The sequence below is a fragment of the Acinetobacter sp. AC1-2 genome (genome assembly GCF_016124155.1).
In the GTDB taxonomy this organism is placed as follows: Bacteria; Pseudomonadota; Gammaproteobacteria; order Pseudomonadales; family Moraxellaceae; genus Acinetobacter; species Acinetobacter calcoaceticus.
In genome coordinates, this window is record NZ_JABFFO010000005.1 from 67,857 (window position 1) to 83,265 (window position 15,409).

Here is a 15,409-nt window from a genome sequence, read left to right on the forward strand (position 1 = left end):
TTTACCCTGCTTTAGCTTGTTGTTTAGCAATTTCTTGATTACGCAATAAAAAGCGCTGAATTTTGCCACTTGGAGTTTTAGGTAATTCACTCACAAATTCAACTAAACGTGGATAAGCATGTGCAGAAAGTCGTCTTTTAACAAATTGGCTGAGTTGTTCAGCAAGTGCATCTGAGGGTTGAGCGTCGGCAGCTAAAATTACAAATGCTTTAACGACTTCGGTACGATCTGGGTCAGGAACACCAATGACTGCTGCTTCAATGACAGCATCATGTTCGAGTAAGGCACTTTCCACATCAAAAGGTCCAATGCGATAACCCGATGTCGTGATCACATCATCACTGCGTCCCACAAAGCTCATGCTGCCATCGGCATGGAGCTCGGCAGTGTCTCCAGTTAAGTAGTAATGACCCACAAAAGGTGATTTGCGGCTTTCTTTATAGCCATCGAACCACATCATTGGAGACTGGCTAATGTCGACCGCTAAAATTCCTGGTGTATCTGCAGGCAGTTCTTCACCTTGTTCATTGACAATCGCAACGCGATAGCCCGGACTTGGAAAACCTGCTGCACCTGCACGTATTTCATGTTTTAAACCATGATGATTACACACCACCATACCCACTTCGGTTTGTCCGTAGTGATCATAAATCGGAGCATCAAGCACTTGTTTAAACCAGCGAATTACTTCCGGATTAAGCGGCTCACCTGCACTGCTCACCACACGAAACTGACCTTTTAACGGCGCCATTTGTGCTGGATCTGCTGCCATCATCATGCGGTAAGCCGTAGGTGCACCTGCTAAGTTGTTAATTTTATAATCTTTCACAATTTGGCATAGGCTATCTGTGCTAAAACCACCTTCATAGAACAAAGTGGCATGGCCTAAAAATAACGGCCCAGTAATCGCGTAGTACAGACCATAAGCCCAACCCGGATCGGCAATATTCCAAAATGAATCTTCTTCGGTTAAACCAATGGCATCTTGCATATATCGACCAAAGGCAATCAGTGCTTTTAAAGGCACTTCCAATGGTTTCGCTGGCCCAGTAGTGCCTGAAGTAAACATCAATAAAAATGGATCTTGGATGCTACGCATGACCAAATCGCATTGATCAGACTGCTGCCTCACTTCATTCCAAAAGTTAAAATCACCAGCTTTGAGCGGAGTACCTTGCACATCGGCAACCGTCACAATTGGAGGGCAATTCTCAATTTCATCAAGCTTGCTGCGGTTACCTACATCGGTCACCACCAGCTTGCTTTGTGCAAGCTGAATACGGTGTTCAATCGCCTTTGGACCAAATGCAGTAAATAGTGGCTGGTAAACAGCACCAATTCGCCAAGCTGCAAAAATAGTCACGATCAGTTCAGGTGTTCTTGGTAATAAACCTGAAATACGGTCGCCTGCTTTCACACCTTGTGATTTTAAAAAGTTGGCAAACTGACTTGACCATTCTTTTAGTTCACGGAAGGTGTATTGCTCTTTTCGCCCGTCTTTTCCTTGCCAATACAGTGCAATTTTGTCGCCATCTGCGTGTCGATCACAGCATTCATAACAAGCATTTAATGCATTGAGTGAACCTGATAACATTTTTTTTGCAGTACTTTCCAAATCGAAAGCCTGTGCAGCATTTTGATAATCCATCATATCTTTTCCCTCAGTCCGGATTTGTTGTTATTCACGACAGGGTTTAATGTATTTAAAGCCATCCTTTGGCTTTACCGTTATGCCTCTTGAGGCAGGTATTGCTGAATAATGCTCGAAAAATCGAGATTGGCATTACCACGCATGCACATTTGCTGATAGAGCTGCTGCACCATACCACCGAGTAAAATTGGCTGTTTAACTTGACCTGCGGCTTCGACAGCGAGACCTAAATCTTTCAGCATGAGCTGAGTTGCAAAACCATCTTGATAGCCTCTAGATGCTGGTGCATTTTCATTAATATGTGGCCATGGGTTGCACACATCCGAACTCCAGCAACGACCGCTTGAGCTGTTAATGACACCTGCCAATGCTTGTGGGTCAATGCCTAGCTTCACACCAAGTGCCATACCTTCGGCAACGGCAGCCATTGAAATACCCAAGATGAGGTTATTGCAGATTTTGGCAATTTGACCTGCACCAACCTCACCACAATGAACAATATTTTTGCCCATGTGGCTGAGCACAGGTTTCACTTCATTAAAGGTTTGCTCATCGGCACCCACCATAAAGGTTAGAGTCCCCGCTTGAGCACCAATGGTCCCACCTGAGACTGGCGCATCACAGATTTTGATATTTTTGCTATGTGCAACAGCAGCAATATCTTTAATGGTTTGCGGATCAATAGTACTGCTATCAATGCATAAGCTACCTGCTTTTAGCACTTCCAAGACACCATTTTCACCTAAGTAAACTTCTTTAACGTGCTTTGCAGCAGGTAACATGGTAATGACCACATCAGCTTGTTTCGCGGCTGCCTGCGGGCTGTCACATACTACGCCACCTGCCTCGGCGAAGTGCTGAATAGCAACTTCACTGAGGTCATATCCATAAACTTTGATTCCGGCTTTCAGTAGGTTATGGGCCATTCTGCCGCCCATATTCCCTAGACCGATAAAGGCGATATTCATCCGTGATCCCCTTAACGTAAACTAATGGTTGTGTTTACTGCACCAACCTCATGGCTGTCTTCAAACCAGCGACTGGTAATGGTTTTGGTTTGGGTATAGAACTGTACAGCTTGTTTGCCGTATGGCCCCAAATCACCAAGTTTTGAGCCTCTTGAACCCGTAAAACTAAAGAAAGGTACTGGCACAGGAATTGGAATATTGATACCCACTTGACCAATATCAATCAAGTTTTGGAAAGTACGTGCAATCGCACCACTTTGCGTAAATAAGCCGACACCGTTACCAAATGGATTGGCATTGATAAGAGCAATCGCTTCCTCAAGGGTATCTACACAAATAATTGAGAGTACAGGGCCAAAGACTTCTTCTTTATAAATACGCATGTCGGTATTTACACCGCTAAAAATCGTTGCACCTACAAAGTTACCAGACTCATAGCCTTGAACTTGAACATCGCGACCATCGAGTAGTAGTTCTGCGCCTTGCTCAACACCGCTATTAATCAAATCAATTACACGCGCTTTCGCACGTTTTGAAATGACAGGGCCAATATCGGTATTCGGCTCATGGCCTGCATTCACTTTTAAGGTTTTCGCTTTTTCGACTAACTCTTGAATCCACTGTTTGCTTTCACCCACCATGACTGCAACTGACAATGCCATACAGCGTTGCCCCGCTGCACCAAATGCTGCACCGACTAAGGCATTTAAGGTTTGTTCTTTATTGGCATCTGGCATAACGGCAACATGGTTTTTTGCACCCATCATCGACTGCACACGTTTGCCATGTTGCCCTGCAAGGTTATAAACATGCGTTCCAACCGCAGTTGAACCTACAAATGAAATGGCTTTAATGTCTTTATGCGTACACAAACGATCAACAACTTCTTTACCGCCATGCACAACATTCAGTACACCTGCTGGAATACCTGCTTGAATCGCAAGTTCAACGAGCATCATGGTCGATAACGGGTCTTGTTCTGATGGTTTTAAAACGAAGGTGTTTCCACAAACAATTGCCATTGGGAACATCCAGAGTGGAATCATCGCTGGAAAGTTAAACGGCGTAATGCCGGCACACACACCCAAAGGTTGCTGCAATGTGTAAGTGTCTACACCACGTGCTACACCTTCAACGTATTCACCCATTTGTAGAGTACCGATTGAACAAGCATGCTCAACCACTTCTAAACCACGTTGAATATCACCTTCAGCATCTGCCAAGGTTTTGCCTTGTTCAGCCGTCAGTACTTGCGCAATTTCCTTCATGTTCGCACGAATCAAATCTTGCAGTTTAAGCATAATGCGCATACGTGATTGAATTGGGGTTTGGCGCCAAGAAGCAAAAGCATCTTGTGCAGCTTGAATAGCAGCATCGACTTCTTGAACCGTTGCAAATGGTACACGACCAATCACTTCCTGAGTTGCAGGGTTAATAATGTCTTGCCATTCCTGTGTTTCAGACTCGATAAATTGTCCGTTAATTAGTAATTTAGCGGTTTCCAATTCGATTTTTTGGATTGTGTTCATAACCTCTCCGTAGGCCATATTTTTATTGTGTTCAATTATTAGAAAATACTTTTTGATCGTATTTTCTTTATTTCAGTTTCAATTGAGACTAACAAAGAAATCTTTGACCACCAACGCAAATTCATGCACGATTGATGTGCAAATATGCACAGGGATTACAATAAAAATGAAAGTGGATTGGGATCATCTACATTTTTTTCTGGTTTTAGCTCGCACTAAAACCCTAACCAATGCTGCGCGTATTATTGGGGTAGAGCATAGTACGGTTGCAAGACGGATTCAGGCTCTAGAACTTGCTTTAGGTACAACGCTCTTTAAGCGTGAAGCAACTGGCTATGAACTGACACTTGAAGGGATGGCACTTGTTCCTCGAGTTGAACAAATGGAACAAGCTTTCTTACAAATTGAAAAACCACATCAACCTTTACAAGGCCGTGTGCGAATTGGCACACCTGAAGGTTTTGGTACCGCATTTTTAGCCCGCTTACTGGCTGAGTTCTCCATCCAGTATCCACTGCTTACCATCGACCTGATTCCAGTGCCGAAAATGATTAAGCTCTCCCACCGTGAGGCAGACATTGTGGTGTCAATTGATCGTCCAACGTCTGGGCCTTATATCATTACGCGCTTGTCTGACTATTGCTTAAAAATTTACGGCAGCCAAAACTATCTGGCGCAAAACCCGCCCATTCGTGGTTTAGAAGATTTAACCCAACATCGCTTTGTGAACTATATTGATGATCTGGTCTATAGCCCTGAGTTGTACTGTTTAGAACGTTTACCCTTAAAGCTTAATGCCAACTTCCGTAGCAGCAGTATTTTGGCGCAACAAATTGCGGTGAGTGCTGGTGCAGGGCTTGCAATTTTGCCCAAGTTTTTGGCAGATGATAAACCGGAACTTGAAGAGGTGTTAGAGCAGCAAGTTCGCTTTACCCATACATTCTGGATGTTGACCTTTGTTGATTTACAACATGAACCGCGCATCAAATTAGTTTGGGATTATCTACGCAAGCAAGCCGATAAATATCAACATTTATTGGTTGATTAAAGAGTCTAAATAAAAAAGCCAATCATGATTGATTGGCTTTTTTGAAATTATTAATAATTAATCAAAAGTTTCTTGGCCTAGTTTTTTCATGCGCGGTTTATAAAACACATGATAGCTAACGCCTAAAACAACTAGCCATAATGGACTAACATATACCGCTTTTAAGGTATCTGGTTCTAATGCCAGAATCACTAAAGTGAACAAGAAAAATGCAATGACAACATACGCCATCAACACCCCACCCGGCATTTTAAAGGTCGATTTAGCATGTAACTCTGGACTCAACTTACGGTAACGTAAATAGCACGCCATGATCAGAAGCCATACGCTAATAAAGAGAATCACACAGAGTGAACTTGCCAAAGTAAATGCTTCCATGGTGTTTGGAACAAAGTACTGCAACACTGCCCCGCCCATAATGAAAATACATGAGAAGATTAAACCATTTGAAGGTACGGCACGTTTTGATAACCGCCCCAATGCACTTGGCGCCTGGCCATCTTTCGATAAACCGAACAGCATACGACTGGTTGAAAACACACCGCTGTTCATAGAGGACATCACCGAAGACAGCACAACTAAGTTCATAATGATGGCAGAAACTGGAATACCTGCATTTAAAAACAACTCAACAAACGGGCTTTTATCTGCGCGAATGTGATCCCATGGTGTCACTGACATCACGACAAAAAGTGCTAAGACATAAAATAGAATAATACGTATTGGAATCGCGTTAATCGCTTTCGGTAGATTTTTCTCTGGATCTTTCGTTTCAGCCGCTGTTGTACCTATCAGTTCAACGCCAATAAAGGCAAACACGGCAATCTGGAAACCTGCCAAAAATCCGCTTACGCCTTTTGGAAATATGCCGCCATGCGACCACACATTACTTACACTCACAACCTCTCCATGTGGAGCTTGAAAATGAGTGAGGATCATGTAACCACCGACTCCAACCAGGCCAATAATGGCTAAAATCTTAATGAGTGCGAACCAGAATTCAACTTCACCAAACAACTTCACCGTAAGAAGGTTAAGCCCTAAAATGAATAGTACACAGCCTGCACTAATCATGGCCTGTTGCATTGGTGAGAAACTGGCGCCTTCGGGCAGCCAGAAGCTCAAATAGTTAATGACCGCTGAAAGGTCCGCAATACCAACCAGTACCCAACCTAACCAATAAGTCCAGCCTATATAGTAGCCAGCCCATGGTCCGATCAAGTCATAAGCCATATCGACAAATGATTTGTAATGTAAGTTGGCAAGCAGTAGTTCACCCAATGCGCGCATCAGAAAAAAGAACATGCCACCAATTAACATGTAAATCACAAGAATTGAAGGACCAGCGAGGGAGATGGTTTTGCCCGAGCCCATAAATAAGCCGGTTCCAATTGCACCGCCAATTGCAATCATTTGTAGATGGCGATTATTTAATTTCCGTTGTAAATGATCAGGGGAGCTTGCCTCATCTGAATGATGAACCATTGTCATATTAGAAGTCCTTTTTATATTTTGCTTAACTTAAATCAGCAACCTATAGGGAGAAAAACGAACCATATATCGTGGGTTGCTGAGTCTATACCTCAGGACAAGATGTTCAAGTATATTTTTCCTTAATTGATAAATCGTTTGTCCTGTTTTTTTTAAGTCACATTATTTATGTAATGCCTTCACGGCAATTTTAATTAACATATCTGGATTCTCCAGATTAGCCGGAGTGTAGCATGCGATAATGCTATATGTACTTTTCCAATACCCTCAAAATCGCACCATTGACTCAAAAATAAACAATATTATTCCGATAAAAAATCGAAATAAAATAAAAAAAGCCAATCATGATTGATTGGCTTTTTATTAAAACTTAATGATCGTTGACGAGCTCACGTCCTAGTTTTTTCAAGCGTGGTTTATAGAGCACATGATATGTGACGCCTAAAATAACCAACCATACTGGACTGACATATAGTGCTTTTAAAGTATCTGGTTCTAATGCCAAGATCACCAAAGTGAAAAGCATAAATGCCAGAACTATATAGCTCATCCAAACGCCGCCCGGCATTTTAAAAGTTGATTTTTCATGTAACTCTGGACGTAATTTACGATAGCGTAAATAGCACACCATGATGAGACTCCACACACTAATGAATAGAATCACACAGAGTGAACTTGCCAAGGTAAATGCTTCCATGGTGTTTGGAACAAAGTACTGAAGTACCGCTCCGCCCATAATGAAAATACAAGAGAAAATCAAACCATTTGATGGCACGGCACGTTTTGATAAACGACCAAATGCGCCCGGTGCCTGACCATCTTTTGATAAACCGAATAGCATACGACTGGTTGAAAACACACCGCTGTTCATTGAAGACATCACGGAAGACAGCACCACCAAGTTCATAATGATGGCAGAAACCGGAATACCCGCATTTAAGAATAACTCAACAAACGGGCTTTTATCTGCGCGAATGTGATCCCACGGTGTTACTGACATCACAATAAATAGTGCCAATACATAGAACAAAATAATACGTATCGGAATGGCGTTAATTGCTTTTGGTAAATTCTTCTCTGGATCTTTCGTTTCAGCAGCCGTTGTACCTACAAGTTCAACCCCGACAAAAGCAAACACGGCAATCTGGAAACCAGCCAAGAAGCCTTCAGTACCTTTCGGGAATAAACCACCATGCGACCAAACATTACTCATGCTTGCTACAGCACCTTGAGGAGCTTGGAAATGGCTGAAAATCATGTAGCCACCCACGCCAATTAGACCAATAATGGCCAAGATCTTAATGAGTGCAAACCAGAATTCGATTTCACCAAACAAACGTACTGTCAGTAGGTTAAGACCCATCACAAACAATACACAGCCAGCACTAATCATGGCTTGTTGTGTTGGAGAAAAGCTCGCGCCATCGGGCAGCCAGAAACCTAAATAGTTGATGACCGCTGAAAGGTCCGCAATACCCACCAGCACCCAACCTAACCAATAGGTCCAGCCCAAATAATAACCAGCCCAAGGACCAATCAGGTCATGAGCCATATCAACAAAAGATTTGTAATGCAGATTTGCAAGGAGCAACTCGCCCATTGCACGCATTAAGAAAAAGAACATTCCTCCAATAATCATATAGATTAAAAGAATTGAAGGACCTGCGAGGGAGATGGTTTTGCCCGAACCCATAAATAAGCCGGTTCCAATTGCACCGCCAATTGCAATCAGTTGTAAATGACGGTTAGACAGTTTTCGTTGCAGATGATCAGGAGAGTTTTCTGTATCTGAATGACGAGCCGTTGTCATATTAAAATTCCTTTTTGAATTCCTTTGTTAAGATCAGCAACCTATAGCGAAAATCGAACCGTATGCCACAGGTCACTGAATCTGTTCACCAAAAAATGACTGGATAAACCGTATCTATCTTCCTTCTGTTAGATACATCATCATTTTTGGAGTAAAAACGAATTACTTTTGTGCTGCCGTCACGGCAATTTCAATGAGCCAGTCTGGATTGACTAAATCAGCCTGAATTGTGGCACGCGATGGAGCAACACACCCTTTTAACCAGTCAACCCAAATGGCATTTACGGTTGAAAAGTCAGAAAGATTTTTTAAATAGAGCTGCGCAGAGAGTAAGCGAGATTTGTCGGTATCGGCAAGCGCCAAAAGTTCATCAATCGTTGCAAGAATCTCACGAGTTTGGCCTGCCACATCTTGCTCGGTATTTTTAGGTACCTGACCTGACAAATAAACCACTTTGTTAAAAACAGTCACGGCGCTCATGACTTCATTGGTTTTGATCTTTTGTATATCTGAATTGGACATTCGGATTTCCTTATACCTGATTAATAAATTGAACACGGGCGGTGACAGCACACATCAGTTCATAACCCACCGTACCGGATGAAACGGCGACATCATCAATAGGCAAAATAACGCCTGTACTTGATTGTCCCCAAAGCACCACTTCACTGCCGACTTTGGCACTATCAATGCCAGTTAAGTCGACTGCCAACATATCCATGCTGACACGGCCGACTGTACGAGTGCGTACAGAGTCCACTAAAACAGGCGTGCCTGTTGGTGAAATTCGCTGATAACCATCGGCATAGCCACAAGCGACAATCCCAATCGTCATGGGTTGCTCTGCGACAAAGTTTGAGCCATAACCTACGCTTTCATTCGCATCTAAATGCTGAACGGAAATAATTTCACTGCGTAAACTCATGGTCGGTTGTAAGCCCCAATCGGCAATATTATGCGTCGGGTAGTCTGGTGAGCTGCCATAAAGCATGATGCCGCTACGTGCATAATCTGATTTGAGCTGGTCTTGATAGCGCAAAATTGCCGCGCTATTACTTACCGATCTTTCACCCGGTAAATCTTTAATAATGTCTTCAAAGGCAGTAATTTGATAATCAATACCCTGCTGACCGAAACGCTCGCCATCTGCATCTGAAAAATGCATCATGTGCGTAATCTTGGAGACGTTTGCTAAATTACTTAAACGTTCCCATGCCTGAACATAGTGCTGTGGTTTAAAACCAAGGCGGTTCATACCACTGTTCATTTTTAGGCAAACATCGAATTGAGCTGGATAGGGATGCTTTTGAACCCACTCAATTTGCTCTTCACTATGGATGGTGAAACTGAGTTGGTACTGCACACAATCAAATAAATCTTGAGGAGAAAAAATCCCTTCGAGCAACAAAATTGGACCTGTCCAACCTAAAGCACGAATTCGTTTTGCTTCATCAAGATCAAGTAAGGCAAAGCCGTCTGCCGCTTTAAATGCTTCATAAACACGTTCAACTCCATGTCCATAAGCATTGGCTTTTACAACGGCAAAGACCTTACTGTTTGGCATAGCCTTGCGTACCACCGCCAAGTTATTTTGCAAGGCTTGACGGTGGATGACTGCGGTAATAGGACGAGGCATGATTAATTTCCTAACGTCCGTTATGCAGCATGCGCATGAGAATAGCGCTGAATTGAAAGACCATCTGTACTGATTTCAGTCTTATGATTCAAGACGATGTCACTGATTAATTTTCCTGAACCACACGCCATTGTCCAACCTAAAGTACCGTGACCTGTATTCAAGAACAGATTTTTAAAGCGAGTCGCACCAATAATTGGGGTACTGTCTGGCGTCATTGGACGTAAACCCGTCCAGAAAGAAGCCTGTGCCATATCACCACCCGGGAACAAGTCCTGAGTCACCATTTGCAAGGTTGCACGGCGGTCTTCATTTAAACCTAAATTGAAGCCACTTAACTCTGCCATTCCACCTACACGAATACGTTGGTCAAAACGAGTAATCGCGATTTTGTAAGTTTCATCAAGCACAGTAGATTGCGGAGCAAAAGCTGGATCAACAATTGGAATCGTCAACGAGTAACCTTTTACAGGATATACAGGCAACTGTAGATCGAGTGGTTTCAAGAAATCACGTGAATAACTACCAAATGCTAGAACATAACGATCTGCTGTTAAGACTTTGCCATTGACCTGAACGCCCTTAATTTGATCGCCTTCTACAATCAATTTTTCTACGTTCTGATTAAACTGAAAATTAACACCTAACTCTTTAGCAATTTGAGCTAAAGCATTAGTAAATAAATAACAGTCACCTGTCTCATCATTTGGTAAATGCAAACCGCCAACCAGTTTATCTTGTGTATTTGCTAAAGCTGGCTCTACACGGCCAAGTTCGTTGCCATTTAATAATTCGTAACTTACGCCGCATTCTTGTAGCACGCTAATGTCGCGTTGAACCGCTTCCATTTGCGCTTCTTTACGGAATAACTGCAAAGTGCCTTTCGCACGGTTTTCGTAATTAATGCCTGTATCTTTTCTGAGTTCACGTAAGCAGTCACGGCTATATTCAGCCACACGCATCATACGTTCTTTGTTCACAGCATAACTTTGTGGATTACAGTTTTTTAGCATTTGCGCCATCCACTGTAACTGCCACATGCTGCCATCTAAATTAATCGCAAGCGGTGCGTGGTGTTGGAACATCCACTTCACAGCTTTAAAAGGAATTCCTGGTGCTGCCCAAGGGGTTGAATAGCCTGGCGAAATTTGACCTGCATTACCAAAACTTGTTTCTTCAGCAGGACCTGACTGACGATCAAGAACAGTGACCTCAGCTCCTTGTTGAGCTAGATAATAGGCACTTGCCACTCCGATAACGCCGCTACCTAATACAATTACGCGCATTTCTATTCCCTCACGCACACCAGTTTATTTCACTAGTATATTTCCGCCTCAATAGTTTATTTCACTGTTTTTCGGACTATAATCTAGGTAAATTTATGTTTTTATCACAAGAATTTTAAAAAAAGAGGAAATATCTATGCGCCCCCTAGATCGTATAGATCGCATGATTCTGGATATTTTACAGCGTGAAGGACGAATTGCGATCAGTGAGTTGGCATCAAGAGTCAACCTGTCGACCACCCCCTGTTCAGAGCGTGTCAAACGACTTGAACGCGATGGCATCATCATGGGTTACTTCGCACGACTAAACCCAGCTTATGTAGACCGTAATCTGCTCGTTTTTTTAGAAATTAAACTATCAGCCAAATCAGGCGATGTATTTGATCAAGTTGCCAGAGACTTAGTCGAGATTCCTGAAGTACTCGAATGTCACCTCATTTCAGGTGAGTTTGACTATCTTGTAAAAGCTCGCTTAAAGGAAATGAGTGCCTACCGTCGCCTATTGGGAGATCTGTTAAAGAAACTCCCCGCTTCGGCCTCTTCACATAGTTATGTGGTCATGGAAGAAGTCAAAGAAACTTTATATTTAGATGTGAGCAAGTAAAGCGAGGCCACTATTGAACTCGCTTTATCCACATTTTGAACATTAGAAATATTTTAAAATCGAAATATGTTTATTTTGATGTTTGAATTTCGAGAACCATTTAACAGCAGGATAAAGCGCAAAAGACAACACAATCGTGATTAACCACAGCATCCACACATGGTTAACCGACAAATAATTGCCATGGTTGACTCCCCACATATTGACTGCAAACACATACATCAGTTTCAACACATATAAATGCAGTAAATAAAAGAACATAGGCACCGAACCAAACACCACCAATGGTTTTAAAAATGAATATTGCTGCATACGTTCAAAAGCAACCAGCACAATCAAACCGATTCCAACATTCAGCAAAATAAACAGTAAAGACGGTGGATACTTGGTGAGGTTAAAAAAGCTCATTAAAGTGAGTTGTAATGACTCAAAATGCTGCCACGGCTGGTCACCATAGATATTGATAAAACGCAGTAAAACGAATAATCCAATACTTGCCAGTCCGATACTCAATAAATAGCGGCTTCTTTGTTTTGCAGTATATTTTGAACTAAAGAATTGGCCTAAAACATACCCCAGCAAAATAACACCAATCCAAGGCAAAACAGGATAGCTTGTGCGAAGCTTTATACCTGCAAACTCGATCCAACCACGCTCGTGTAAAACGAACCATACATTCTGTAAAAAACCATTTGTAAAATGCACTGAATCTAATAAGTTGTGCCCAAAAATAATCACTAAAGCCGCGCCAGTAAGAACAGGCAACGGTAAACTCACACAGCAAGCCAAAACCACCATGCTAATCCCAATCGCCCATATCACCTGTAAATAAATGATTTCGGGTGGAAAAGTCGCTGTCCAAGCAAAGTTCACCAATGTCAGCTCTAACACAATTAAAAATAGACCGCGCTTCAATAAAAACGCACGGGTTTGCTGTAAATCTTGTTTTTTTGAATGAAATAAAAAAGCCGAAATACCTGTTAAAAGAACAAAAACCGGAGCACAAATATGTGCCAATAACCGACTACCAAATAATGCAGGTTCAGTCACTGTTACATCCATTGGATCGATGACCTGCTTATGCAAATAGAAAGTTTCTCTTACATGGTCGAGCAACATAATCAAGATGACCAAACCACGTAAGGCATCAATCGACTGTAAACGCTCAATATTTTTTTCTAAAGACATAGCGATAATCAATAAAATAATGTAACGTTATATTATTACATTTAATCCCTTTTGTCTTTCATGGCTGCTCATTTATGCAACACAAATTAGGTTTGTTGTCTTCCTTAGGTCTATCGTTTATCTCGACACTCAGTTGGGGAGAAGAAAAGTCAACGGTACTGGCAACCATACGCGTTCAGGCTGAAACTACCCAAGAAGATGTAAGTCAAAATAGTTCAGCGACTAAATTTTCTCACGATGTTTTAGACGTCCCTTTTAACCGTGCTTATGTTTCAAAACAAATGATGGAACAACAAGACGTTCAACGGATTGATGACGCATTAAGCTTGGTGAGCGGGGTTTTTCATCAAAACAATTATGGTGGTGGTTTTTGGGATAATTACTCTTTCCGTGGTTTTAGTGGTGATCCAAATTTAGGGGCTACCATGATCCGTAATGGTTTGAGTGTAAACCGAGGGATTAGTGCTCCCAAAGATATCGTAAACATTGAGTCTTTAGAGTTTCTAAAAGGACCAATGGCTGCCCTCTACGGACGTGGAGAAACAGGCGGTTTGCTCAATCTAAATAGTAAAAAACCACAGTGGGAAAGCGAAAGTGAAATTAACTTACGCGCCAATAGCCAAGAACAATATCGAATAAGTCTGGAACACACCGCGCCAATTAACGATGAACTGGCCTATCGTTTAGCTGTTGCCCATGAAGATAATCAAAGCTTTCGTGATCGTGTCAGCAGTGAACGCTGGTTCTTTTCGCCGCAGCTCACATGGAAAATTTCAGACCAAACGCAACTCGACTTTGATAGTGAATTTACTCAGCACAAAGGAACTTTTGACCGCGGGGTAAGCACAGTCAATCACCAGTTTGTGATGGACCCGAAAACATTTACGGGTGAACCTGATGACGGCGATATGAAAGTAAAAGATTACTTTTACCAGTTACGTCTTAGTCATGAATTTAACCCTGACTGGAAACTGAATAGTGCCGTCAGTTATAAAGATGCTGAAATGATCGGCTTTTCGACCGAACCACGACGCCTACAAGCCGATGGTCGTACTTTAGAGCGTCAACGCCGCTATCGTGATTATCAAAGTGAAGATGTGCTGGCTCAGACAGAGTTACTTGGCAAAATTGATACATCTTGGGCTCGACATGAAATTTTACTTTCAACTGAACTTGGTCAACTCGACTATCAACAATATCAGCTTCGTCGTAATCACAGCTCAGGCATGCCAAATACAATTGATATTTATCAACCTGAATATGGAAAATATTTACCAGATTTAGCACCGTTCACCAACACCAAAGAACAGCAACGTTACTTTGCTCTTAATGTACAAGATCAAATCTTTTTTAATGATCAATGGAGTGTGCTTTTCGGCAACCGTTTTGATCAGGTCGAACAAGACTTTAAAAATCACCTGACTCAGACCGAAAGCAACCAGACCCTTCATCAAAATAGTCCGCGTTTCGGAGTAAATTTTAAAGCCTCTGACCAATGGGCTTTTTATACGAACTATGGTCGCTCATTTGCGATGAATAGTGGTATGAACCGAAATGGTCAAACGTTTGCTCCTGAAAAAGGTGAAAGCTATGAGGTTGGTGCAAAATATAAAATAAATGACCAAAGTGTGCTTAGTCTCGCTCTGTTTAAAATGAAAAAACAAAATGTGCTGACAACAGATCCAATCGACAATGCATTCCAAACAGCCGCTGGTGAAGTTAGTAGTAAAGGGATTGAATTTGACTTCAATAGCCAGCTCAATGGTCGATGGCTCGTCAATGCCAACTATAGTTATACCGATGCTCAAATTGAAAAAGACCAAGACCTAGCTAAAGGTGCTCGTCTTAGCAATGTTCCAAAACACCAAGGTTCAATCAGCACCAATTATGAATTTCTGCAAGAAGGCACGAAAAAGGCAGGTGTATGTGCCAACCTCACTTATGTTGGTGAGCGCAGTGGTCATAACATTGATAATGGATTTAACTTACCAAGTTATACGCTGGTCAATTTAAATGGCTACTATGCCCCATCCGACCGCTTACGTTATCAGCTGAATGTAAATAACTTGTTTGATAAAACTTACTATGTCTCAAGCTATAGCGATTTATGGGTTCAACCGGGTGAACCACTGAACGCTTCAATTTCGGCACAGTGGAAATTTTAATTTATCTATAAAATAAAAAAGCCCGAAAATTTT

Annotated in this window: 12 protein-coding genes; 3 read left to right on the forward strand and 9 right to left on the reverse strand. The window is 42.0% G+C overall.

Annotated features, from left to right (window positions below; all coding sequences use genetic code 11):
- Position 1: 1 nt before the first annotated feature.
- The 3 genes from HL290_RS15085 to HL290_RS15095 all read right to left on the reverse strand — a co-directional run bounded on the left by HL290_RS15085 (position 2) and on the right by HL290_RS15095 (position 4,148).
- Positions 2 to 1,651: an AMP-binding protein gene (locus HL290_RS15085; protein WP_198496898.1), complete on the reverse strand. Its 1,650-nt coding sequence runs from the start codon at positions 1,649 to 1,651 to the stop codon at positions 2 to 4.
- Between the two features lie 77 nt (positions 1,652 to 1,728).
- The gene (mmsB, locus tag HL290_RS15090; protein WP_003655640.1) at positions 1,729 to 2,619 is read right to left on the reverse strand and encodes a 3-hydroxyisobutyrate dehydrogenase; all 891 of its coding nucleotides are present in this window, start codon (positions 2,617 to 2,619) and stop codon (positions 1,729 to 1,731) included.
- 11 nt (positions 2,620 to 2,630) lie between these two features.
- Positions 2,631 to 4,148 (reverse strand): CoA-acylating methylmalonate-semialdehyde dehydrogenase, encoded by a 1,518-nt coding sequence (locus HL290_RS15095; RefSeq protein WP_198496899.1) that lies wholly within the window; start codon positions 4,146 to 4,148, stop codon positions 2,631 to 2,633.
- A gap of 166 nt (positions 4,149 to 4,314) precedes the next feature.
- Between HL290_RS15095 and HL290_RS15100 the strand changes: the two genes are divergently transcribed.
- On the forward strand, positions 4,315 to 5,196 hold the full coding sequence (locus tag HL290_RS15100; protein WP_016142532.1) for a LysR family transcriptional regulator: 882 nt from the start codon (positions 4,315 to 4,317) through the stop codon (positions 5,194 to 5,196).
- A 57-nt stretch (positions 5,197 to 5,253) separates the two neighbouring features.
- Here HL290_RS15100 and HL290_RS15105 read toward each other — a convergent pair whose 3' ends face one another.
- The 5 genes from HL290_RS15105 to HL290_RS15125 all read right to left on the reverse strand — a co-directional run bounded on the left by HL290_RS15105 (position 5,254) and on the right by HL290_RS15125 (position 11,419).
- A complete protein-coding gene (locus HL290_RS15105) occupies positions 5,254 to 6,687 on the reverse strand; it encodes an amino acid permease (RefSeq protein WP_004640465.1) in 1,434 nt (477 codons plus the stop codon).
- Between the two features lie 370 nt (positions 6,688 to 7,057).
- Positions 7,058 to 8,497 carry an amino acid permease gene (locus HL290_RS15110; RefSeq protein ID WP_151743790.1) on the reverse strand — a complete coding sequence of 480 codons (1,440 nt, stop codon included), beginning with the start codon at positions 8,495 to 8,497 and terminating at the stop codon, positions 7,058 to 7,060.
- Positions 8,498 to 8,659: 162 nt separating this feature from the next.
- The gene (locus HL290_RS15115; RefSeq protein WP_003655648.1) at positions 8,660 to 9,019 is read right to left on the reverse strand and encodes a RidA family protein; all 360 of its coding nucleotides are present in this window, start codon (positions 9,017 to 9,019) and stop codon (positions 8,660 to 8,662) included.
- Positions 9,020 to 9,029: 10 nt separating this feature from the next.
- A complete protein-coding gene (gene alr, locus HL290_RS15120; RefSeq protein ID WP_198496900.1) occupies positions 9,030 to 10,133 on the reverse strand; it encodes an alanine racemase in 1,104 nt (367 codons plus the stop codon).
- Positions 10,134 to 10,153: 20 nt separating this feature from the next.
- Complete coding sequence (locus tag HL290_RS15125; protein WP_198496901.1) at positions 10,154 to 11,419, reverse strand: D-amino acid dehydrogenase; 1,266 nt, start codon at positions 11,417 to 11,419, stop codon at positions 10,154 to 10,156.
- Positions 11,420 to 11,555: 136 nt separating this feature from the next.
- Here HL290_RS15125 and HL290_RS15130 point away from each other — a divergent pair, with 136 nt between their 5' ends.
- The gene (locus HL290_RS15130) at positions 11,556 to 12,023 is read left to right on the forward strand and encodes an Lrp/AsnC ligand binding domain-containing protein (RefSeq protein ID WP_003655656.1); all 468 of its coding nucleotides are present in this window, start codon (positions 11,556 to 11,558) and stop codon (positions 12,021 to 12,023) included.
- A 42-nt stretch (positions 12,024 to 12,065) separates the two neighbouring features.
- On the opposite strand, the gene HL290_RS15135 is transcribed toward HL290_RS15130, so the two are convergent.
- Positions 12,066 to 13,211 (reverse strand): DUF1624 domain-containing protein, encoded by a 1,146-nt coding sequence (locus tag HL290_RS15135; RefSeq protein ID WP_198496902.1) that lies wholly within the window; start codon positions 13,209 to 13,211, stop codon positions 12,066 to 12,068.
- A gap of 74 nt (positions 13,212 to 13,285) precedes the next feature.
- Here HL290_RS15135 and HL290_RS15140 point away from each other — a divergent pair, with 74 nt between their 5' ends.
- Entirely contained in the window at positions 13,286 to 15,376 is a 2,091-nt protein-coding gene (locus tag HL290_RS15140; protein ID WP_198496903.1) for a TonB-dependent siderophore receptor, read from the forward strand.
- Positions 15,377 to 15,409 lie beyond the last annotated feature (33 nt).